Annotated in this window: 19 protein-coding genes; 4 read left to right on the forward strand and 15 right to left on the reverse strand. The window is 66.3% G+C overall.

Features of this window, described 5'->3' with window-relative positions; all coding sequences use genetic code 11:
• Positions 1–51 precede the first annotated feature (51 nt).
• The 4 genes from P2869_RS19175 to P2869_RS19190 all read right to left on the reverse strand — a co-directional run bounded on the left by P2869_RS19175 (position 52) and on the right by P2869_RS19190 (position 5,105).
• The gene (locus P2869_RS19175; protein ID WP_277599203.1) at positions 52–1,131 is read right to left on the reverse strand and encodes a HoxN/HupN/NixA family nickel/cobalt transporter; all 1,080 of its coding nucleotides are present in this window, start codon (positions 1,129–1,131) and stop codon (positions 52–54) included.
• Positions 1,132–1,208: 77 nt separating this feature from the next.
• The gene (locus P2869_RS19180) at positions 1,209–2,246 is read right to left on the reverse strand and encodes a DUF4331 family protein (RefSeq protein WP_126876043.1); all 1,038 of its coding nucleotides are present in this window, start codon (positions 2,244–2,246) and stop codon (positions 1,209–1,211) included.
• Positions 2,247–2,447: 201 nt separating this feature from the next.
• Entirely contained in the window at positions 2,448–3,752 is a 1,305-nt protein-coding gene (locus P2869_RS19185; RefSeq protein ID WP_126876042.1) for an MFS transporter, read from the reverse strand.
• Between the two features lie 15 nt (positions 3,753–3,767).
• Positions 3,768–5,105 (reverse strand): HAMP domain-containing sensor histidine kinase, encoded by a 1,338-nt coding sequence (locus P2869_RS19190; RefSeq protein WP_277599204.1) that lies wholly within the window; start codon positions 5,103–5,105, stop codon positions 3,768–3,770.
• 295 nt (positions 5,106–5,400) lie between these two features.
• Here P2869_RS19190 and P2869_RS19195 point away from each other — a divergent pair, with 295 nt between their 5' ends.
• On the forward strand, positions 5,401–6,138 hold the full coding sequence (locus P2869_RS19195) for an SDR family oxidoreductase (protein WP_277599205.1): 738 nt from the start codon (positions 5,401–5,403) through the stop codon (positions 6,136–6,138).
• Here the strand turns inward: P2869_RS19195 and P2869_RS19200 are convergent.
• The 8 genes from P2869_RS19200 to P2869_RS19235 all read right to left on the reverse strand — a co-directional run bounded on the left by P2869_RS19200 (position 6,119) and on the right by P2869_RS19235 (position 14,706).
• Positions 6,119–7,087, reverse strand: a complete 969-nt coding sequence (locus tag P2869_RS19200; RefSeq protein ID WP_277599206.1) for a LysR substrate-binding domain-containing protein — start codon at positions 7,085–7,087, stop codon at positions 6,119–6,121. The two genes, P2869_RS19195 and P2869_RS19200, sit on opposite strands and share 20 nt — an antisense overlap.
• 93 nt (positions 7,088–7,180) lie before the next feature.
• A complete protein-coding gene (locus tag P2869_RS19205) occupies positions 7,181–7,528 on the reverse strand; it encodes a DUF4148 domain-containing protein (protein WP_126876038.1) in 348 nt (115 codons plus the stop codon).
• 323 nt (positions 7,529–7,851) lie between these two features.
• Positions 7,852–8,286: a cytochrome c gene (locus P2869_RS19210; protein ID WP_277599207.1), complete on the reverse strand. Its 435-nt coding sequence runs from the start codon at positions 8,284–8,286 to the stop codon at positions 7,852–7,854.
• A 14-nt stretch (positions 8,287–8,300) separates the two neighbouring features.
• On the reverse strand, positions 8,301–9,545 hold the full coding sequence (locus P2869_RS19215) for a molybdopterin-dependent oxidoreductase (protein ID WP_277599208.1): 1,245 nt from the start codon (positions 9,543–9,545) through the stop codon (positions 8,301–8,303).
• Positions 9,542–11,854, reverse strand: a complete 2,313-nt coding sequence (locus tag P2869_RS19220; RefSeq protein ID WP_277599209.1) for a cation-translocating P-type ATPase — start codon at positions 11,852–11,854, stop codon at positions 9,542–9,544. The genes P2869_RS19215 and P2869_RS19220 overlap by 4 nt, the downstream gene beginning before the upstream one ends.
• Positions 11,851–12,444 (reverse strand): cytochrome c, encoded by a 594-nt coding sequence (locus P2869_RS19225; protein ID WP_277599210.1) that lies wholly within the window; start codon positions 12,442–12,444, stop codon positions 11,851–11,853. The genes P2869_RS19220 and P2869_RS19225 overlap by 4 nt, the downstream gene beginning before the upstream one ends.
• Positions 12,441–13,040, reverse strand: a complete 600-nt coding sequence (locus P2869_RS19230) for a cbb3-type cytochrome c oxidase subunit II (RefSeq protein WP_277599211.1) — start codon at positions 13,038–13,040, stop codon at positions 12,441–12,443. Before P2869_RS19230 ends, P2869_RS19225 begins: the two co-directional genes overlap by 4 nt.
• 1 nt (position 13,041) lies before the next feature.
• Complete coding sequence (locus tag P2869_RS19235) at positions 13,042–14,706, reverse strand: cbb3-type cytochrome c oxidase subunit I (RefSeq protein WP_277599212.1); 1,665 nt, start codon at positions 14,704–14,706, stop codon at positions 13,042–13,044.
• Positions 14,707–15,329: 623 nt separating this feature from the next.
• Between P2869_RS19235 and P2869_RS19240 the strand changes: the two genes are divergently transcribed.
• From P2869_RS19240 to P2869_RS19250, 3 genes are read left to right on the forward strand one after another with little or no spacing between them, the layout of a single operon-like run.
• Positions 15,330–16,310: an AraC family transcriptional regulator gene (locus tag P2869_RS19240; RefSeq protein WP_277599213.1), complete on the forward strand. Its 981-nt coding sequence runs from the start codon at positions 15,330–15,332 to the stop codon at positions 16,308–16,310.
• On the forward strand, positions 16,297–16,506 hold the full coding sequence (locus P2869_RS19245) for a hypothetical protein (protein WP_277599214.1): 210 nt from the start codon (positions 16,297–16,299) through the stop codon (positions 16,504–16,506). Before P2869_RS19240 ends, P2869_RS19245 begins: the two co-directional genes overlap by 14 nt.
• 32 nt (positions 16,507–16,538) lie before the next feature.
• Positions 16,539–17,000 (forward strand): DUF3331 domain-containing protein, encoded by a 462-nt coding sequence (locus P2869_RS19250; RefSeq protein WP_277599215.1) that lies wholly within the window; start codon positions 16,539–16,541, stop codon positions 16,998–17,000.
• Positions 17,001–17,043: 43 nt separating this feature from the next.
• Here the strand turns inward: P2869_RS19250 and P2869_RS19255 are convergent, their stop codons facing one another.
• From P2869_RS19255 to P2869_RS19265, 3 genes are read right to left on the reverse strand one after another with little or no spacing between them, the layout of a single operon-like run.
• Positions 17,044–18,033: a cytochrome d ubiquinol oxidase subunit II gene (locus P2869_RS19255; protein WP_277599216.1), complete on the reverse strand. Its 990-nt coding sequence runs from the start codon at positions 18,031–18,033 to the stop codon at positions 17,044–17,046.
• 31 nt (positions 18,034–18,064) lie between these two features.
• A complete protein-coding gene (locus P2869_RS19260) occupies positions 18,065–19,459 on the reverse strand; it encodes a cytochrome ubiquinol oxidase subunit I (RefSeq protein ID WP_277599217.1) in 1,395 nt (464 codons plus the stop codon).
• On the reverse strand, positions 19,449–21,797 hold the full coding sequence (locus tag P2869_RS19265) for an FdhF/YdeP family oxidoreductase (protein WP_277599218.1): 2,349 nt from the start codon (positions 21,795–21,797) through the stop codon (positions 19,449–19,451). The genes P2869_RS19260 and P2869_RS19265 overlap by 11 nt, the downstream gene beginning before the upstream one ends.
• Between the last annotated feature and the right edge of the window lie 149 nt (positions 21,798–21,946).

Here is a 21,946-nt window from a genome sequence, read left to right on the forward strand (position 1 = left end):
CTTGAACGGTTGGATGGCGTGAAACGCGGGTCAATGGGACAACCCATGAAGTCATGCGTCGTGTGCGTCGCGCACGGTGTGTTCGGGGACGACGGACCATCGTTCTTCGATGCGTCCGAACTTCCATATCGCAGCGGAAACGGCCCACGTCGCGACGAAGAGTCCGACGATGGCGTAGCCCGCCTGGTTGAGATTCACGCTTGAGGTCCATGCCGCAAGGACGCCGTGCTTGCCCGCTGCGCCGAGCGCGGCATCGAGCAGGCCCAGCACTTCGATGGTGGCAATGCCCACCGCGACGCTGGTGGAAAGGCCGGTCACGACGAGGTTGTAGTAGATCTTGCGCACGGGCTTGTCGAGCGCCCATCCGTAGGCATAGCTCATGAACGAGCCGTCGATCGTGTCGAACAGCAGCATGCCCGCCGCGAACAGCACGGGCAGGCAGAGGATGGCGTACCACGGCAGCCCCGATGCCGCGCCCGAACCCGTCAGCACGAGCAGCGCGATTTCCGTGGCGGTATCGAAGCCCAGGCCGAAGAGCAGGCCGACGAAATACATCTGTGGGGGCTTGCGCACGATGCGCATGAGCGGCGCGAGCACGCGGGTCACGAGGCCGCGGGCTTCGAGGCGCTGCGTCAGATACGCGTCGTCGTAGCGGCCAGTCTTCATGTGCCAAAAGACCTGATAGATGTCACGGAACGCAGCCACGTTCAGCAACGCGATCACAAAGAGAAAACCGCTCGAAATGACGGCGCCCAGTACGCCTGTCAGCGTGCGAAACGTGGAGCCGCTGTCGACCAGATGGCTCGACACCGAACGCATGCCCACCGCGATCAGCAGCGAGAGGCCGAACACAATGCTCGAATGGCCGAACGAAAACCAGAAGCCCACCGACAACGAAGGCTTGCCTTCACCCACGAGCTTGCGTGTGGTGTTGTCGATGGCGGCGATATGGTCGGCGTCGAACGCGTGGCGCATGCCGAGCGCGTACGCGGCGATGCCCGCGCCGATGCCCAATGCCGTGGAGCCCCCGCCGCGATGCAGCGGCGCGACGAGCGCGAGCAGCGTGCCCCAACCGACAAGGTGGAGGAGCGCGATGAAACCGCCCATCGCGGCGACAGGACGTGTAGACATGGCGACCCGGTCAATAGAGAGAAGGCGAGGGCGGCACGCCTCGCCGCGCACGGCTCGCGCGGCGGAGCGCACCCGCGTTATGCGGCGGCTTTGGGCACGTACGGAAACGTGGAAGAAGGCTTCGACGTGACCGACTCCTTGCCGATGCCGAGGCTGATCGGCGTGTTCGCGGCCATCGTGAACATCAGGTCGGGCGCGTTGTCCGTCATGGTCCGGCCGTTCCAGAGCGCGACGCCGAACACGGCCGGCGTGCCCACCTTGTACGGCAGCATGTTGGGCAGAAAGCGATGTGCGACGGCTGTGGCATAGCCCTCGGGGTCTTCGGTCGTGCCGTTGGCCCGCACGGCGCCGGCAATGGAACGGATGAGCTGCGCGCCGTACGTCTCGAAGTCGTCGGCGGGACGGCCTGCATTCAGGCGGTCGCCGAGGACTTCGTTGTACTGTGTGAAGAGCGGGTGAATCATGGGCAGGCCCACGCGGTTGATGGAGCGCCAGCCGCCTGCGTCCGTGGCGAGTGTCGCAACCGCCCATACGCCGATGTTGCGGTTGGCGCCGGCTGTGGCGAGCAGGTCGGCGTCGGGCACCTCCAGTACGATCGAGTACACCGTGTGGCCCGCGAAGAGGTTGCGTGCGTCGGCGGGTTGCCAGTTGCCGAGGTCGAGCGGCGTGCCGTCCTGGAATGCGTGGCCCACCGCATGCAGAACGTCGGGTTCGATCCAGAACGGGTCTCCCGCGCGGCCCGCCCACACGCGCAGGCCGGAAGGCGCCGTCACCGTTTCGTCCGTGCCGCCGCGCGCCACCACTTCGCCCTGCGCGTGCGGGTCCGTTGCGTCGGCGCCGGCAATGCGGCGCACGACGAAGCGCTGTTTGCCTTGTGCGTCGCGTTCGTCGAACGTGATGCGATAAGTCAGGTCCTCGACGGCGTCGTGATCCAGATCGATCTTGAATTCATAGAAGCCTTCGGGATGGTAGCCGGGCGTGCGTCCTTCCCCCGCTATCGAGTGGCAGACGTTGATCACGAACGCAGTGCCCGTTTCGCCGCGAAAGCAGTACAGATCCGTGATATCGAGGCGCACGTCCTGACGGGCGAGCGGGGAGTCGAGATGGTGAGACATGGTTCGATCCTTTCCGTAGGGTCAACGACGATGGGGCGGCGCCGCATCGCGCGCGCCGGTTGCCGCGCATTGCGCTGGACGACGGAAAGGAGTGTGGCGGGCGAGCGGGGCACGCGCTGTCGGCAAACGTGAGGGCGTTGCCGATTCGCACGGCGACGATGCCATGCTTGCAGGCGACTAACGTGCGACTAACGCGCCTCGCTACGCGTTGGCGGCGGGGCCTTGCGCGCCCGCGGCGTTCGAGGCGCGCAACAGGAGAAGGGCGATCAACGTGACGGCGGCGGACACGAACACGTACCACCCGGCGGCCGCGTGCGAGCCGCTCCATGCGGCGACGGAGGCAACGACGAACGGCGTCGTGCCCCCGAACAGCGCGACGCCCGTGGCATAGACGAAGGACATGGCGAGGGCACGCCCGCGTACCGGAAACATTTCGAGGATCACGACGATGGTCGGTCCGCCCGCGAGTGCGGACAGCCCCGCAAACAGCGCGACGACGCAAAAGAGCGCGATGGGTTGCGGATGCCTAGCCGCGTAGTGGAACGCGGGCACTACGGCGAACATCGTCAGCGCGCGGGCGACTGCGATGGTTCGCACGCGGCCGATGCGGTCCGCGAGCCGACCCCCTGCTACCGAGAGCGCCAGCGTGACCATGCCCACTGCCGCCGTCGTCATGAACGAGGCGTAGGCGGACGGCGACGCGCCCGCCACGCCGAACGTGGTCGCGTAAGTGGCTACATAGGTGGGCACGGTGCCGCCGAAGATCAGCACGATGGCGAGCAGCCATTGCCCGCGCAAGCGGGCCAGCATGCCGCGAAACGGCTGCGCCTCGTGCGGCGGCTGCCACGTCTCGGCAATATGACGGCGCAGGTAGATCTGCACGGGAATGAGCGCGGCGGCGAGCGCGAACGGCACGCGCCAACCCCATCGCCAGATCTGCTCCGCGGTGAGGAGATCGTGCAGCGCGATGCCGCAAACGCCTGCCGCGACGAGCGCGAGCCCTTGCCCCGCCATCAGCCAGCCGGCGTACAGACTCTTTCCTCCGGTCGGGCAATGCTCGATCAGCAGGGCCCCCGACGAGCCCATTTCCCCGCCCACCGCCACGCCTTGCAGGATCCGGCAGAGCAATACCGCTATCGGTGCGAATACGCCGAGCGTCGTATAGCCGGGCGTGAGCGCCACGCCGAGCGAGCCCGCGGTGACGAGTGCCGCCGTCAGCAACAGCGCCGGCTTGCGCCCGGCCGTGTCCGCCTGCGTACCGATGACGAGTGCACCGACAGGCCGCGACAGGAATCCCGCCGCGAACGTGCCGAGCGAGAGCAGCGGTCCGTATGCGCCTACGGCATGCGGAAAGAACGTGCGCGCAATGAAGGCGGCGAAGACCGTGTAGCAGAAGTAGTCGAAGAACTCGATCGCATTCGCGAGCACGATGGTGGCCAACGTTGCCGGCGCTAGACGGTGCGAAGCCGTTGCGTCGGCGTGGCTGTAGCCCGGGGAATTGTGCATGCGCATTGCGCTGCTTCAGCGCGAACCGTCGTTGCCGGGCACGGCCGCACGCGTGGCGTGCGCGACGGGTCTGCCGGTGCCGTGCGCGCGAGCCGAACGGGGCAGCGTGAAGCAGAACCGCGTGCCGGCGTCGCCCGTGTCCGCCACCCATATTGCGCCGCCATGCGCTTCGACAATCGACTTCGAGATGGGCAGGCCCATGCCCATGCCGTCGCTCTTGGTGCTGGAAAGCGGTTGAAAGATCGCGTCGGGCTGCAAGGCCTGGATGCCGTTACCCGTATCCACCACTTCGAAAAGCGTCTGCGAGTCGTTATAGCGGCGTGCCCGCACGGTCAGCAGCGGCTCGCGGCCGGCGGCGCTCGCGGCGGCAATCGCGTGGATGCCGTTGATCAGGAGATTGGTCAGCACCTGCTGCAGCTGGATGCGGTCCGCGTAGGCGGTGACTGCGGGCTCGATCTCCTTTGCCAGCGTGATCGCGTTTGCGTTCGCTTCCGATGCGATCAGCAGCATCGCGGAATCCACGATCTCGGCGCAGTCGAGTTCGACCGCCTCCACTGGCGCGCCCGCAAGAAAGCCGCGCAAACGCCGGCAAATGCCCGCGATGTCGTCGGTCCACTGCGACGCATGGCGGAACGCGGCGAGTGCTTCGGCCACGTTGGGTTCGGGCCGATCCAGCCAGCGCACCGCGGCGTCGAGCCCCGTGCGGACCGCGCCGAGCGGCTGGCCGATCTCGTGCGTGATGGATGCCACGAGCTGCCCGACCATCGAGACGCGCGCGTTGCGCGCCATCTGCGCGCGCAGCGTCTGCAGCCGGTCGGCGTTTTCCTTGTGCTCGGTGACGTCGAACGCGTAGAAATGCAGGTGCGTATATTGAGCGATGTCCTTCGGCAGCGAACAGCGCCAGACGATAGGCACTCTTCGGCCGGTGAGCGTGGTGAGAACACGCTCGCCCTGGCACGATGCGTCGCCTTCGAACATCGCGCGCAGCACCTGCGAGTTGCTGAACCGGTTCGCCGGCAGCAACTCGCGCGACCATTCGAAAAAAACTTCCTTCGACGCCGCATCGAAGAGCGCGAGCGTCGCGTCGTTGGCATCGACGAACGTGTGCAGTTCACGCAGCCTGTCGATCACCTCGGGGTGCCGATCGATGTAGGACTCGAGATCGTCTACGCCACTCGTTCTGAGCGAGTCGACCCACGCTTTGATACCTGACCAGTCCTCGATCAGAATCGGAATGGGCGCATCGCGGAACAGCCCGTCTGTTTCGACAAGCGCCTCGTTCGCAACGTGCGCGGACGCATTCAACGGTTTCTGTGTCGGCGCGGCTATCGCCTCGGCATTTGGCTGATTCATGCGGCAGGTCCCGATACGGGCGTGTGGACAACTTTCCCTGAACTGCGGCGGCGGGAAGTCGCGACAAGAAAGTTGCGGCGATTATACAAAACCAAAATGCTGCGAAAACAGTCTTGAAATGCTTTTTGCAGCGCCTTTGCGGGCACATCGCATTCGTTCGTGACGCCGATTTTCGCAGTGTCTGCGTTTGTCTGCTTGCAGAGCGTGCAAATCGAAAAACATCGTGTCGGTGCGGCGCGCATATTGGGACACGCACCGGGCAGGCCGGTGCCTCACCACACTGAAAGGAGCAGAAATGTCGAAAGCGTCGAAAGTCGCCCTCGTCACGGGCGCCTCGGGCGGCATTGGCAAGGCCGTGGCTTTGCGTCTGGCAGCGGACGGATTCGCTGTGGTCGGCCACTATGCGGGCAATCCCGCCGGAGCCGATGCGCTCGTCACGGAAATCCTCGGGCGCGGCGGCGAGGCCGTCGCCGTCAAAGGCGACGTGAGCGAAGCCGCGGACGTCGATGCCCTCTACCGCCGCACGATGGACACGTTCGGCCGCCTCGATGCCGTCGTCCATTGCGCCGGCATCATGCCGCTCTCGCCGATCGTGCCGGAAGGACTCGACGTGTTCGACCGCACCATTCGCGTGAACCTGAGAGGCAGCTATCTGATCATGGCTCATGCACTCTCGCATCTGGGCGAAGGCGGGCGCATCGTCGCGTTTTCCAGCAGTGTCATCGCCAAGTCGTTTCCGGGCTATGGCGCCTATATCGCCTCGAAGGCGGGCGTCGACGGAATGGTGCGTGTGCTCGCCAACGAACTGCGCGGCAGGCACATTACCGTGAACGCCATCGCGCCCGGCCCCGTGGCGACCGAACTCTTCCTGAAGGGCAAGACCGAGGAACAGATCGAGCACCTCGCGCATCTCGCGCCGCTCGAGCGGCTTGGCGAGCCGAACGACATTGCGGGAACCGTGGCATTTCTGGTGGGCGACGACGGCGAATGGGTGAACGGTCAGATCGTCTACGTCAACGGCGGCTTTGCCTGACACTACGGGCGCTTTCGGAGCCAACGGTTCCGGAAGCGCCTGATGCGGGGTCGTCGGCAACCGTGGTGCTGAGCGTGCCGCCCGCTACCAGGTCGAACAGCGCCTGGCTGCTGGGCGACAGCGACCGTCCCTTTGCCCATACCATGTGCAGCGGCCGCACGATGCGCAGGTCTTCCACCTCGATGATGGTCAGCTCGCCGCGCCGCAATTCTTCGGTCACGCTGAGCGTCGAAATATAGGCGAGCGCGTGCTGGGAAAGCAGCATTCGCTTGATTGCTTCCGTGTCGCTCACGGACATCAGCGGCTCGATGTCGAGCCCCGCGCGGCGATACGATTCTTCGATGATGGCGCGCGTGCCTGAGCCGGGTTCGCGCATGATGACGGCCTGATTCACGAGTTCCCGCGCGCGCAGCTTCGTTCCCGCGTATGGATGCCCTGGCGCCGCGATTACGGCGATCTCGTCGGAGCCGATGCGCCGCGCGTGAAGAATGGAGTCGTCGAAAGGCCCTTCAATGAAGCCGATCGTGAACGTCAGATCGCGCAGACCCGCTTCCACGCGTTCGGTGTTCGTGACCGTGAGATCGATGGCAACGTGAGGATGGCGTGCGTTGAACTGTGCGATCGCGTCGGGAACGAAGTACACGCCCAGCGTGCCGCTTGCGCCGATCTTCATGTGCCCCGAGCCGAGGCCGGCGAGTTCGGCCAGTTCCTTCTCGGCGGCGTCCGCCAGCGTGAAAATGCGGCTCGCGTACTCGTAGAGCAGCTTGCCGCTTTCGGTCAGGGCGACACCGCGCGGCAGGCGATCGAAGAGCATCATGCCGAGTCGATCTTCCAGCTCCCGAATCTCGCGCGTCACGGCCGGCTGGCTCACGTGCAATCGCTCCGCACCGGCGCTGATGCTGCCCGCACGAGCCACTTCGTAAAAGGCGAGCAGATGAGTGAAGTTCATAGGGGCTCAAAGACAAGGGACTGTGCTTGCCCAGCGCGGCCGTCCATCGGACGGATTCGGCTGGGCAGTGCGAACAGTGTGCAGCATAGGCGTTCAGCTACCGAAGTAGAGATTGCAGAAGCTTACGGGGCCGACGCAGGAGGCGGATGCGCGCGTGGCAGCGTGAGGGTGCATGCCGCTTGCGGCGGTGCCGTTCATCGGCGTGCCGCCCACGTCGCCGGCTGCCTGCTGCTGCTCGGCGGCGACCTTTGCTTCGGCAGCCTGAATGTCGGCGGGGTACTGCGGGTCGTTCGCGGTCGCCGGGTTATAGCCGGCTTGCTCGACGCGGATCAGGTCGGCGCGCACTTGCGCACGCGTGATGGGCGTCGTGCTTTGAGCGAAGCTCAGCGCGGGCGTAGCAAGGGTGCCGATAACGAGGGCGAGGCAGGCAAGCGTTTTCATGATGAGACTCCTTCAGTTGGGTTGAGCGCGAAACACGTTTCGCTATTGACCGATCGCTGGTGACCAGTACCGCACGGCTCGCCGAAGCGTGGGCGGCGCTTTCATGCCCACGTTTGCGGCGTATCACTGCTCGTGTCACTTCTGTTTACACCTGCGGGTCCAACTTATTCCCTGCGTGGTGCGGCAGACGTTGCGCCGTTCGACTGAGCCGGTTTTCGCCGGTGCGGCTATGGGTTGCGAGTCGATGAATGAAGGTTAGTGGAGCAACGCGCCTGCGAAAAATGCATTGTTTCGATGCTTGCCATGACACGCCGTTATCGCGTTCAGCTCGCCTGATTGTCGACGCCTGAGGGGCCCGTCTGCGGCTTTCGGCCATTGACGGTGTTGAGGTAATGCGCCAGCGCGTCGATCTGGTCCGGCGTAATGGGCGCGCCGAAGGCACTGCGCATCTTGTTGATTTCCACCTTCCATTCGCCGGTGGTGAGCGGCGGTTGCCGCAGCACCATTCCCGTGGAATGGCACATCACGCAATTCGAGTTTGCGATGTCCACTCCAGGGCCCGGCGGAAACGTCGATTGTCCGGGCGGCAACGTCACGTTGAGGGCGCTCAGGTGCACCGGCGGTGCGATAGCGTCCTGGCGCGCCGCCTGCGCTGCGATGGATTCAGGAAAGTAGTGCCGGCCCGCCACGCCGAGCAGCGCGCCCAGAGCAACGGGTACCGCGAGCATCACCGCCATACGCTTCAGTCTTGCGTTCATGTTCTTGCTCCTTGTCAGGCCACGTCGAGCTGAATCGATTCGATCACGTTGCGCATGAAGCCTGCGCCGTTCCAGTTCGGTGTGGCCGGCTGGGCTTGCCCCGTCGAGTCGATGGCGCGCACCATCAGCGTCTGCGGGCCGCGCTGCGTGAAGCGTACGTTGGTCTGCCACTGGCGGAAGCTGTACTTGCCGTAGTCGTGTCCCAGCTGCGTATCGGCCCAGCTGTGCCCGCCATCCACGGACAACTGCACGCGCGCCAGCGCATTGATGCCGCCGAACGCAATGCCGCGCACGAGCGCCGATTGCCCTGTGCCCACCTTGTCGCCCGTCTTGAGGTTGGTGAAGAACGAGCGCGGCAGCATGCGGTTGATGGGAATCTGCGGCACGTCGGTCTCGCCGGGGCGCACGTTGGCGAAGTGATTGGCCGGAACCTTGTACGCCTTGGCCGTCCAGAAGTTGTCGTCGGGCGTGTCGAGCACGTCGATGTCGGTCACCATCTTCACCCAGTACGTGGCGTACCAGCCGGGCACGACGAGCCGCAGCGGATAGCCGTTGAGCAGCGGCAACGGCTCGCCGTTCATCGCGTAGGCGAGCATGACTTCGCCGTCCCGCGCGTGGTCGATGTCGAGGGACTTGAGGAACTTCGGCGTTTGCGGAATCACGCCCGAATCGAGGCCGTTGAAGCGCACGCAGACCGCACTGCCGCGCACGCCCGCATGGTCCAGCACGTCCTTCAGACGAACGCCTTTCCATAGCGCATTGCCCATCGCGCCGTTGGCCCACTGGCCGCCCGGCACACGCGGGCTGAAGAAGCCGCGCGAATTGCCCGAGCATTGATTGACCGCGGCGATCTCGTAGCGCGGGAACCTGCGCATCAGGTCGTCCAGTGAAAGATTCAAGGTCCGCTTGACCGCGCCATGAACGGCGACGCGGTAGGTGGCGGGATCGATGGAAGTGGGAATGCTGGCGAGGTGCCAGCGCACGTAGAAGCGGTCGTTCGGCGTGAAGACGCCCTGATCGAAAACGTCGAACGGTGTTTCGAGCAGCGGCGGCCGCGTGCGCTGCAGGATCACGCCGGATTTCTGCGGCAGGTCCGAAGTGAGCGGGCGGCTGCCGTTTTCGAACGGCAACTCGATGGTGCCGCTCTGCGCGCCGCGCGCGAGCATGGGCGTCATGAACGCCGCGGCACCGAGCGCGCCAAGGCCGCTCAGCAGTCGGCGCCGGTGCAGCGAGAAGGGATCGTGATCGTGTTGGCTCATGAGGGGCTCCAGGTCTGTTCGATGGGCAAAGCGCGTGCGAGGCGCGAGGTGCCGGCGCGAGGCGACGGTACGTCGATGCGGGCCGCGAGGCGGGCGGCGTTCAGGGTGACCGACACTGAACTCGCCACCATCAGCGCGGCTGCTGTGGCGGGTGAAACGAAACCGAAGACGGCGGCCGGAATTGCGAGCGCGTTGTAGACCACCGCGGCCGCGAGGTTCTGATGCATGGCGCGCGCGGTACGGCGCGCGAGCCGCAAGGCAAGGCCGAGTTTTTCCACGCCCGCGTCGACCAGCACGATCGACGCCGCGGCCATCGAAGCAGGCGAAGCGCTACCCACGGCGATGCCGACGTCGGCGGCGGCCAGCGCCGGCGCGTCGTTGAGCCCGTCGCCGACGAAGGCGACCGCGCCGCGCCTCGTTCCCTGCCCCGCAGCCTGGGCCGCAACGATGTGCGCGGCTTTCTGTTCAGGAGACTGCGCCGCGAAGAGGGGCGCGTCGCCCATGCCCACGGCCTGCGCGACGGCGTGCGCAACGTTCGGCCGGTCGCCCGTCAGCATGGCCACCGTTGCGCCGTGTGCGCGCAGCGAATCGACGGCGTGTCGGGCGCCCTCGCGCGGGCGGTCGGCGAAGTCGAGCATGCCGCGCCAGTGGCCGTCGCGAGCAACATGGACGGCGGTGTTCGCATCGTCGATATCGGGTACCGGCACGTCGTGGTTACGCAGGAACGCGGCGGAGCCGGCCAGAATGCGCTCGCCGTCGGCGCCTTGCCAGATCACGCCGGCGCCGGGCACCGCGCGCGAGGTGCCCGGCGGGGCGTCCACTGCGCAGGCGAGCCTGTCAGGCGCGACGAGCGCGCGAATGGCGGCTGCGATCGGATGCTCGCTGCCGCGTTCGGCGCGCGCCGCTTCTTCGATGAGATCCGCTTCGCGAATGTCGCGCGCGGCAAGCGCACGGACGAGCCGGGGCTTGCCCTCGGTCAGCGTGCCGGTTTTGTCGAGGAAGAACGTGGAGAGTTTGCCGGCCTTCTCGATGGCCTCGACGTCGCGAAACAGAATGCCTTCGCGCGCCGCGCGTCCCACGCCCGCGCTCAGCGCGAGCGGCACGGCCATGCCGAGCGCGCACGGGCAGGTGATGACGAGCACCGCGACGGCACGCGCGAGCGCGTCTGCCCACCCCATGCCCAGCAGACCGCCGGCGAGGAACACCAGCAACGCGACCATGGCGATGGCCGGAACGAGGCGGCGCGTGAAGCGCTCGGCGATGGCTTGCGAGGCCGTCTTGCGGGCGAGCATCGCGCGTACGCTTCTCGCGATCGCATCCACGCGCCGCTCGCCCCATCCGTATTTCACGCACACCAGCAGTTCGCCGTCGGCGTTGAGGGCGCCTGCCTCCACGAAGCTGCCGCGCCCCACGCCGACGAGTTCGCTTTCGCCCGTGAGCAGCGAACGATCGAGCGAAGACTGGCCGCCCGTGACGATACCGTCGAGCGGCAGACGCTCGCCCGGCAGTACGCGAATGACGCTGCCGCGCGCGACGCGCTTCGCGAGCACCACGGTTTGTGCGCCGTCGGCCGCCAGCACGCGTGCGGTTTGCGCAGGCAGATCGAGCAGGGTGCGAACGGCGTCCGACATGCGGCTGCGCACGCGCAGTTCGAGCCAGCGGCCAGCCAGCAGGAAGGTGACGATCATGGCCGCCGAATCGAAATAGACCACCGGTTCGCCGCGCGCCACGCGCCAGACGGACAGCAGGAACGACGCGCTCGTCCCCATTGCGACGAGGCAGTCCATGCCGGGCACGCGCGCCCGCAAGGTTCGCCACGCAGCCTTGAAAAACGGCTGCGCGCAATAGCCAACGACGGGCAGTGTGGCGACGCCGGCGAGTACGGCGAGCCCGTAGCGAATGCGCTCGGGCACCGTGGCAGCTGTGGTGAAGTAAAGCGTGGTTTGCGCCGTCATCACCCACATCGAGCAAAAAGCGGCGATGACGAGGCGGACGGTGAGGTCATCGAGCAGCGCGGCCGTATGCGCACGCCGGTCCGGCGTCTCGCTTTCGGGCACGCATTCGTAGCCGAGCTTCGCCGCGGCGGCGAGCAGATGGTCGAGCGAGGTGCGGCGCGGGTCCCATTCGACCGTCGCGGATTCGGAGGCGAAGCTCACCCGTGCGTCGAGCGTGCCGGGCTGGCGTTGCAGCACGCGTTCGAGCGCGTTCGCGCAGCTCGTGCACCACATGCCGCGCACGTCGAGCGTCGCGCTGTCGGGCGCAGCCGACGCGTCGCGTGCAACGGGTGCCATGGCGGCGGGCTCACTCATGGCCGCTTCAGCTCGTCTTCGCCGGCCCACGGTGTCGTGCGGTTGCCGATGGCCGTCCGCTCGGCTTTCACGACGTCCGCGCTCAACGCCGGCGAGTGATTGCCGAAGCTCGAGCGCACATGCGAGGCGACGGCCGCAATCTCCTCGTTGCTCAGCGTGGTGCCGAAAGCCGGCATCGATCCGTTGAAGGTGCTGCCTGCCACCGTGATCTTGCCCGTGACGCCGAGCAGCAGGATGCGGGCCACGACCTTCGGGTCGCCGTTCACCCACTCCGAGCCCGCAAGCGGTGGAAAGACGCCCGGCAGACCCGCGCCCGTGGCCTGGTGACACGAGGCGCAGCGGCTCGCGAAGATCAGGGCGCCGTTGGGCGCGCCTTGAGCCGCGGCAACGGTGCCTGCGGCGCCGGGCGTGGCACTGGGCTCTGCGGTCGAACTCGAACCGAGCGCGGGATTCAGCAGGAAGTAGCTCACGCCCCAGACCGCCAGCGCGGCGGCCACGAGGCCGAGCAGCCAGGGCACCGGGTTGCTGCGCTCGACCGGTTCCGCATGCTCGCGCGCGCGGACGGCATTGGCGTTGTCTTGCTCGCTCATTTCATTGCTCCCGACGGATCGGCCGGAGCCGGATAGGTGTGATTGAGGGCCGTGAGATAGGCGACGAGATCGAGCGCGTCCTGCGACGCCACGACCTGCCTGCCGTTGGTCGGCGCGAATTTCGGCGGCAGTTGCACGACCACGTCGCCCGGCTTCGTGTGATCCACCACCTTGAACAGGAACGGATAGGCCGGCATCACGCTGCCCGGCGTCACGGCACGCGGTTGATAGAGGTGCGCGAGGTGCCATGCGTCGCTCGGCTGGCGGGCGCCGATGTTGAAGAGATCGGGCCCCGTGCGCGATACGCCGAGCAGGTGCGGATAGTCATAGACATAGTCCGCGGGCACGGAGGGGCGTCCCCATCCGCGCAGTTCGTCCGGGCCGAGCGACGAGGCGCGCGGCTGCTGCGAATGGCAGTAGACGCAGCCCATGTTCACGTAGGTGGCGCGCCCGCGCAGTTGCTCGAGGGTGTAGGGCTTGAGCGGCTCGGGCGGCGCTTCGTCGCGCAGTTGCCGGTACGGAAGCGCGACGAGCACGAGCGTCGCCATGGCCAGCATGATGAGCGAACCGATTACGACAGTGAGGACGCGGTTCATGTCAGGCTCCCATCGAGATCGCGTGGCGAGCCGGCGCCGCGCCGGAACGCGCGCTCTGCCGGCCGAAGACGAGCGCGAAGAAGTGATACGCGAACACGAAGTGGCCGGCTGTCATGAGTGCGCCGCCCAGCGTGCGAGCCTCCAGATACGGCGTGAGAACTTCCACGGATGCCATGAACGGACGTGCGGGGTCGAGCAGCGCGATGCCTTGCAGCACGCCGCCGATCGTGAGCGAAACGAAGTAGATGGCAAAGCCGATGGCCGCGAGCCAGAAGTGCAGCCAGATGAGTTTCGGGTAAGGCCATTCGCGTTCGAGCACGCGCGGCATCGCGAAGTAGATCGAGCCGAACATGATCATCGAGAAGAACCCGTAGAGACCGAGGTGCGCGTGCGCCACCTTGTACTGCGTGAAGTGCACGAGCCGGTTGAAGAACGGCAAGGCCTCCAGCGACCCCTGCAACGACACGAGCGTGTACAGCGCGGCGCCCAGCACGACGAAGCGCAGCGTGGGCGAATGCTTCAGCGCGCGGAAATGCCCCACCACGGTCATGTGATGGTTCACGCCCACGGCCAGCACGGGGACAATCATCATCACGCTCTGTACGACGGAAACGCTTTGCAGCCATTGCGGAACCGGGCCGCCCAGCAGGTGATGAATGCCGGCCTGGCTGTAGAACATTGCGAGCGCCCAGAAGCCGACGAGCGAGAGCGCGTACGAGTAGATGGGCCGGCCGAGCACCTTCGCGATGAAGTAGTAGGCGGCGGCAAGTCCGATCGGCGTGAGCCACAGGCCAAGCACGTTGTGCGCGAACCACCAGTTGACGATGGCCTGTTCCACGCCGAAGTGCACGCCCGGCACCTTCGCGACGATGTAGAGAATGGGAAACCACAGCAGCGCGGCGGCGAGATACCACACGGAAACGTAGAGGTGGTGCGTGGTGCGCCGTGCGATGGTCATGAGGAGCGGTACCGCCACGAGCGCGCCGCCCACGGCGAGCAGGATGCCGATCTGCCAGGGAATCTCGAGCCATTGCAGGCCGTCGGTCCACCCCGAGAGAATGGCGGCGATGCCCGCGGCGAGGCCGGCATTCCAGAGCCAGGCGCCGGCAATCGCGAAACGTTCGCCCGCGAGTTGTGTCTTGAGCAGGCGCGGCAGCATCCAGAGGGAGATGCCGATGCCCGCCATGGAGGCCCACCCGTACACCACCATGTTCAGATGCGCGGTGCGCACGCGGCCGAACGTGAGCCAGGCGGACTGCGTGAGAAAGTCCGGCGAGGTGAGCTTCTGCGAAGCGATCAGGCCCGCCACGGAACCCAGCAACAGCCAGAACACCGAGGAGCACAGAAAGACGAAGGCCGGCCCCCGGCTCGATGCGTCCTGCTGCGCGCGTTCCTGGAGCTCCCGGCTCAAGGCGGGCGAATTGCCTGCCGGGCCGGAGCGTGCGCCCGGGGCCGCGTGTGCCGCGGCCTGCTGGAGGGCTTCGCGACGCGATGCGGACAGCGCCGGGTCTTCGGTCTGTCCCACTTCCCCTTCGGCGAAGATCACCTCGGCCGCATCGGGGCCGGCTCGCATCAGCCCGTTCATTTGCGCCCAGAGGAACAGGAAGAGGCCAAGCACGGAAATCAGAAACGACAGCGCGAGCAGCGTGCCAATCGTAAAGTTCATTGCGACAAAGCTCCTCGTTGAGATGAATGCGCGGCGTGAGCGCGTAAAGCGTCCCCCTCGAGCGGCAAGGGCTCGATGGTGTGCGTCGGGAGAGGGGCGAACGGATGCGGCTACGGTCTGAAACAGGGCGCTACGGCGAGAGCGAGTATAGGTAGCGCTATCGCGCTTGTAATATTCAAATTCGTCATCGCTGGCATACCTTTTTGGTATCGCATGGTCGTCAACGGTGTGGCGGCACGCCATATCGCACGACACGCTTCACGCGAAAGGCACGCCTGTCCTACGTCGCCAGCATGCACCTTGTCTCTGCCCGTGCGCTTTCACTTCGAACCGTTGCCTTTGCGATTTGCACGGCGGCCGCCGCCGCGCCGTTCGTCACGTTGCGGGCCCACCTATACGGACGTATAGAACGTCTCATCTGTTCGCCGCCGCAGCGTGCGCGATGGCTGCGCGCGACTAAACCTTCATATGACGCGATCAAACCATCGGCGGGCCTGAGCCACCCTTTCATGGCTTCGGGCAACCCTTTTGTACGGCTGGTTCGGCGCAGCGGGTTTCGATACCTTGTGTTCACCGCGCCGCCGTGCCCGCGCGCAATGTTTCACGATCCCAGGTAGCCAGTCATGATTCTCTCGTCACCGAAACTTTCCGAATCCGCCGCCCCGGCCGTCTCGGCCTCCCATGCCGTGGCGTTCGCCGCCTCGCGGCCGGTGTCCAGTCCGATCAGTGCCGAGCGCGCGTGGCGCGATCCGGGCGCAACTGCCTGTGATGCCGACGCCGACATCGCGCTCTCCCGCTGGACGCGCAACGCGGCGCAATCGCTCGAAGTGGTCAACGACGGCAGCGCGCGCTGGCACTGCATCGGCATCAACCTGAAGTGCACCACGCTGACGTTCTCGCATGCCGGCCGCACGCTCGTGCAAGGGCGCGTGACGGCAGGCGCCGCGCAGATCACGGCACCCGGCGTGGCGTGCCGCGCAGTGTTCGATGCGCCGAGCGACGTGCTGCATCTCTTCGCGTCGCAACCAGTGTTCGCGGAATGCTACGAAGACCTGTTCGGCCGTCCCTGTGCGGGCGATATCGTCATCGACGATCCGCGTCTCGTACGCGACCCCGCACTCGAACGGCTGGGCCAGGCGCTTGCCGTGTCGCACACGCAGGACGCCACGCTCGGCAAGGTATTTGCCGACAGCGTGAGCCTTGCGATCGTGTCGCGCGTCGTCGCGCGGCACTTCGCGGCCGACGGGCGCGACGCGCGGGGCGCCGCGGCGCTGCCGCCGTGGCGCATGCGGCGCACGGTCGAATACATCGACGCGCACCTTGCCGATTCGATTGGCTTGGCCGACATGGCGCAGAGCGTGGGGCTCACGCGCATGCATTTCGCGGCGCAGTTCCGCCGCGCGACCGGACTGCGTCCGCACGAATACCTGATGCGGCGACGCATCGAGCACGCGCAGCAGTTGTTGCTCGAAACGCGCCACGGCGTGCTGGACGTTGCGCTTAGCTGCGGCTTTCGCTCGCAGGCTCACTTCACGACGGTGTTCAAACGCTTTGTCGGCGAGACCCCTTACTGCTGGAGGATGAAGGCACATGTCGATCGATGAGCAGATCCCCGCGTTCCTCGCGATCAGCGAGGCCTTTTTTCGCATGGCCGGCAGCGCTTCGCCGGCGAAGCATGGATGGCTTTCGGCCGAACCGCTTCTGAGCGTGCGGATGCCGTGCTGCGGTTTCCGTGTAGACGACGCCAGCCGGATGGGACGCACGGCGAGCGACGACACGCCGGCCGCCCAGCGTGCCTGAGCGATTCAATCTATCGACACAACGAGGACGCAATGGACTTCCCTGCAAGCGTGATACCGGTGGATCCCTGGACGCAGACGCTGGGTCTGCTTTCCCAACTCTGCGGCGGCGATGCGCGGCCCGCGGCGCGCGCACGCGACACCTCGCCTGCGCGCAAGGCGAATTCCGCGACCCGGCTTGTAGCCGGGTCCGCAACAGCGTTGGCCGCGAGTGCGCAGTCTGCCGGCGCCGTGCGCCGCTCGGTCTCGTTGAGCGTGATCGAGCGGCCAACGTCGACCACCGTGACCATCGCCTGGCGCGATTCGACTCACTGCTCGTATGGCGACCAGCTCTGGCATGTCTCGCACGCGCGCAGAAGCGGCATCTGCGTCATGAGCGGCCGGGCAATCCGGCGCGGCGACCTCGTCTACCAGCCGCGGCGCAGCCGCCCCAGGCCGCTCAACGACGGCGCGATGATTCTGGCTTCGGTGCTCTGCGAGGTGGAAGCGGATTGACCGGCCGGGCGTCCGGTGCTCAGCGCCCGGAGCCCGGAGCGGGTCACTCGCCCGCTCGCGCCGTCCCCACGACCTCGCCGCGAAAGACCGAATACTGGTAAAGGTTGTAGCCGATCATCACCGGGAAGACGAAGCCGATGCCGATCAGCATGAACACGAGCGTGGCCGTGTCGGATGCGGCCTGAAGAATGCCGAGCTTGCCGGGCACGAAGTCGGGATAGACGCTCACCGCGAGACCGGTGAAAGAGACCACGAAGAGCGTGATGGCAGCGCGAAACGGCCCGCGCGGGCTACCAAGATAAAGCGACCCGACGAGCCACGCGAACGAAAGCGCCGCGCACGCAGCCAGCACCTCAAGCAGCGGGAAGACGCCGGGCGCGAGCCACCGCTCGCGTCCTACCGCGCTGCCGGCCCAGGTGGCCGCAGTCAGTGCAGCGGCGGCCGCAACGGTCAGCACGGCGCTCAACAGCGCGATGCGCCGCGCCCACTGTTCGAGCGAACCAACCGTTTTCTTCGCGAGATAAGTTGCGCCGAGCAACGCATAACCGGTCACCACGCCGATTGCCGCCACGATGGAAAACGCCATGCCGAACGCGCCCGGCACAAGGCCGGTGACGATCCTGCCCAGCACGATGCCCTGCGAAATCGCGGCCACGAGACTGCCCAGGCCGAACACCGCATCCCACGCCGGCCCATGCCGGCCGCCGTGGCGAAACTCGATGGCCGCGCCGCGCATGATGAGTCCGGCGATCATCGTCATCACGGGCACGTAGAGGCTCTGCATCAGCAGCGCGTAGGCAGCCGGAAAGGCGCCGAACAGGGCGCCTCCCACCACAACGAGCCAGGTCTCGTTCGCATCCCACACGTGGCCGATCGTCTCGACCATCACGTCGCGGTCGTCGCGGCTGCTTTTGAGCAAGGTGAGCATGCCGACGCCGAGATCGAAACCATCGGTCACGACGTAGAAAACGAGCATCAGGCCAATCAGCGCGAACCACGTGAAGGCCAGCATGAAATGAGCGGAGGTGTTCATGGGCAATTCGCCCGGATGGGCGTGCAAGGAGTCAATAGTCGGCGATCGTGGCCCGCTCGCGGATGGCGCGGGCGCGAGGCAATGCGCAGGTCAGGTCGGGGCCGGTCTTCAACCAGCGGCGCGCAAGCGCGAAGAACGTGACGAGCAGCGTCACGTAGAACGCGGCGAACATCGCGAGGCTTCCCGCCACGGAGCCCGGCGGCACGGCGGATGCGGCCTCGCTCGTGCGCAACAGCCCGTAGATCACCCACGGTTGCCGGCCCACCTCGCGGACGATCCAGCCGGCTTCCACTGCGACGTAGGGCAGCGGAATGCAGAGCACCCACGCCATCAACAGCCTGCGCCTCGCGAGCAGCCGGGCCAGGTCGCCTCGCGCGTGGTACAGGGCGTACATCGTCCACACCGCGAGCAACGCCAGCACGAAGCCGATGCCGGCCATTGCGCGGAAGGCGTAATAGATGAGCGGAATCATCGGCGGCTGGTCGGCGCGCGGGAAGTCGGCGAGACCTTTCACCTGGCCGTGCAACGAGTGCGTGCCGATGAGGCTGAGCAGCCCCGGTATTTCAAGCGACCAGTCGTTGCGCTGTTGCTGCTGATCGGGCCAGGCTACCAGCGACCACGGCGCGCCGGTGCCGGGCGCGTTGGTGGTCCAGTGGCCTTCGATGGCGGCGCCTTTCGCAGGTTGCGTCGCGAATACGCTGACGCCGCTCGAGTCGCCCAGCCAGATCTGGAGCGGCGCCACGACGACGAGCACAGCGAGAGCCAGCTTGAACGAACGCGCAAAAAACGCGGGATGCCGGCGGCGAAGCAACTGCCAGGCAGAGATGCCGGCGATCACGACCATGCCGGTTTCCATCGCGGCAACCCACATGTGCGAGACGCCCCACGCCATGTCCGGATTGAAGATGGCGGCCAGGTAGTCGGTCACCACGAGCTTGCCGTCCACCACCTTCACGCCGGCAGGCGTTTGCATCCAGGAGTTGGCCACCATGATCCAGAACGCGGAGATAGAGGAGCCCAGCGCGACCATCGACGTGGCGAAGAGATGGACCCGGGGCGACACGCGGCCCCAGCCGAGCATCATCACGCCGACGAATCCCGCTTCGAGCATGAACGCCATCGCGCCTTCGAAGCCCAGGATGTTGCCGAAGAACGGCCCGCTGAACTGCGCAAAGCCGGCCCAGTTCGTGCCGAACTGGAACTCCATCGGAATGCCGCTCACCACGCCGACCGCGAAATTGAGCACGAGCAGCCGGCTCCAGAAGCGGGCATGGCGATAGTAGAGCGCGTCGCCGGTTCGAACCCACAGTGCTTCCACGAGCAGCAGGAACGCCGAAAGGCTGATGGTGAGGATGGGCCACAGAATGTGGAAGATCGCGGTCAGCGCGAACTGTGCGCGCGAGAGGCCGACGACGTCACTGAGCATGACCGTGCTCCCCGGCGTCGAGCGCCACGGCGAATGCTGCGGAGTCCGGCCCCACGGCGGCGGCGCGAATCACCTTGACCGGCACCGACTTGTACGAGGGCGTGCGGCTCTGCGGATCGAACGCATCCAGCGGCACGAGCGGGTTCGCTTCAGGGTAGTAGGCGCCGCAGCAGCCGTCGGGCAGCGAGTATTCGATCACCTTGAAGCCGCGCACGATGCGTTCGATGCCGTCGATCGAGAGCGCGACGATGTCCACCCGTTCGCCCGGATGCAGATTGCGCCGGCTCAATTCGCGCGGATTCATGAACACGACGTCGCGCTGCCCGAACACGCCGCGATAGCGGTCCGAGTGCGAGTAGAGCGTCGTGTTGTACTGGTCGTGGCTGCGCATGGTCGTGAGGCGCAGCGCGTCGGGGTCGTCATGATGCAGGTCTTCGTCCAGACCGCTGAACACGAGAAAATTCGCGCGGCCGCTCGGCGTGGCCCACACGCGTTCGCGCGCCGTGGAACCCAGATGGAAGCCGCCCGGCACGCGAATGCGTTCGTTGTAGGCTTGGAAGATCGGAAACACGGTTTCGATGGCGTCGCGAATGCGATCGTAGTTCGCAACCAGTTGCTCCCAGGACACGCGCGACGCGTGGCCCATCGCCGCGCGCGCCATGCCCGCGACGATGGCCGATTCGCTGCGAAGGTGGTCCGAGGCAGGCGCGTTACGCCCCGCGGACGCGTGGACCATCGACATCGAATCTTCCACGGTGATGGACTGCGGTCCTTCGGCCTGAATGTCGATTTCGGTGCGGCCAAGGCACGGCAGGATGAGCGCTTGCCTGCCGTGCACGAGATGGCTGCGGTTCAACTTGGTTGCCACATGCACGGTGAGGTCGAGCCTGCGCATCGCGCCCTGCACGCGGACCCAATCCGGCACGGCCGCCGCGAAGTTACCGCCGAGCGCGACGAACACGCGCGCATAGCCGCGCATCATCGAGTCGATGGAGGCCAGCACGTCGTGGCCGTGCGCGGCGGGCGCACGAAAGCCGAAGGCGCGTTCGATGCCGTCGATCAGCGCGGGCGTGGGTTTCTCGGTGATCCCGACGGTGCGGTTGCCCTGCACGTTCGAATGTCCGCGAACCGGACAGATGCCCGCGCCGGGGCGGCCGATATTGCCGCGCAACAGCGCGAGGTTCGCGATCTGCTGGACGTTCTCCGTACCGCGCCGATGCTGCGTGAGTCCCATGCCGTAGACCAGAATCACGTTCTGCGCATTCATGTAGACCTGCGCGGCGTTCGTGATGTCCGCTTGCGAGAGCCCGGCGCAGCGTTCTATCGCGTCCCACGGCGTGGCGCGCAGGTCTGCGAGCAACGCGTCGATGCCGGCCGTATGGCCGGCGATGAACGTGGTGTCGAGAATGCGTGGCGCGCCTGCGGCGAGTGCGGCATCGTCCGCCTCCACGATCGCCTTCATCATGCCTTTGAGCACGGCGACGTCGCCGCCCACCCGCACCTGGTACAGGAACGTGCTGATCGGCGTGGAGCCGAGCGTCGCCATTTCGAGCGGGTCTTGCGGTGCGGCGAAGCGTTCGAGCGCGCGCTCGCGAAACGGATTGAACGAGACGATCTTCGCGCCCCGGCGCGACGCCGCATGCAGATCGCTCATCATGCGCGGGCTGTTCGTGCCGGGGTTTTGCCCGAAGATGAAGATGGCGTCGGCGTGTGCGAAGTCTTCGAGCAGCACCGTGCCTTTGCCGACGCCGATGGATTGCGGAAGTCCCACGCTCGTCGCCTCGTGGCACATGTTCGAGCAGTCGGGAAAATTGTTCGTGCCGAACTCGCGCACGAAGAGCTGATAAAGGAATGCGGCTTCGTTGGAGGCGCGCCCGGAGGTGTAGAAGTCGGCCTGATCGGGGTGGTCGAGCGCATTCAGGTGCTTGCCGATCAGCGCGAACGCGGCGTCCCACTCGATGGGCACGTAGCGGTCCGAGGCGCTGTCGTAGACCATCGGGTGCGTGAGGCGCCCGGCCATTTCGAGATCGTAGTCGTCCCAGGTTTCGAGTTCCGCCACGCTGTGCGCGGCGAAAAACGCCGGCGTGCAACGCTTCGCCGTGGCCTCCCAGGCCACGGCCTTGGCGCCGTTCTCGCAAAACTCGAACGACGACGTGTGTTTGGGGTCGGGCCACGCGCAGCCGGGGCAGTCGAATCCTTCAGGCTGGTTCATGTGCAGCAGCGTCTTTGCACCGGACACGGCGATGCCCTGCACCGCGAGCGCCTCGCCCGTCGCCTTGAGCGCGCCCCATCCGCCGGCGGGTTCGCTGTAGATCCGTACGACTTTCTTGCGGGCCATGTCAGATTCCTTGTTCCGTTCGACTCGATCCTCGCTGATCGGCGCCGGATGGGATTGAGGCATCGCCGTGCGCGTTTTGAATTCGCACGCTGGGTTTAGCGTTGCCGTTGCCGCTACCGCTGTGCGAGGCGTTGCGCGCAGCCATGGCG

This window comes from Paraburkholderia sp. SUR17, assembly GCF_029536165.1.
In the GTDB taxonomy this organism is placed as follows: domain Bacteria; phylum Pseudomonadota; class Gammaproteobacteria; order Burkholderiales; family Burkholderiaceae; genus Paraburkholderia; species Paraburkholderia kururiensis.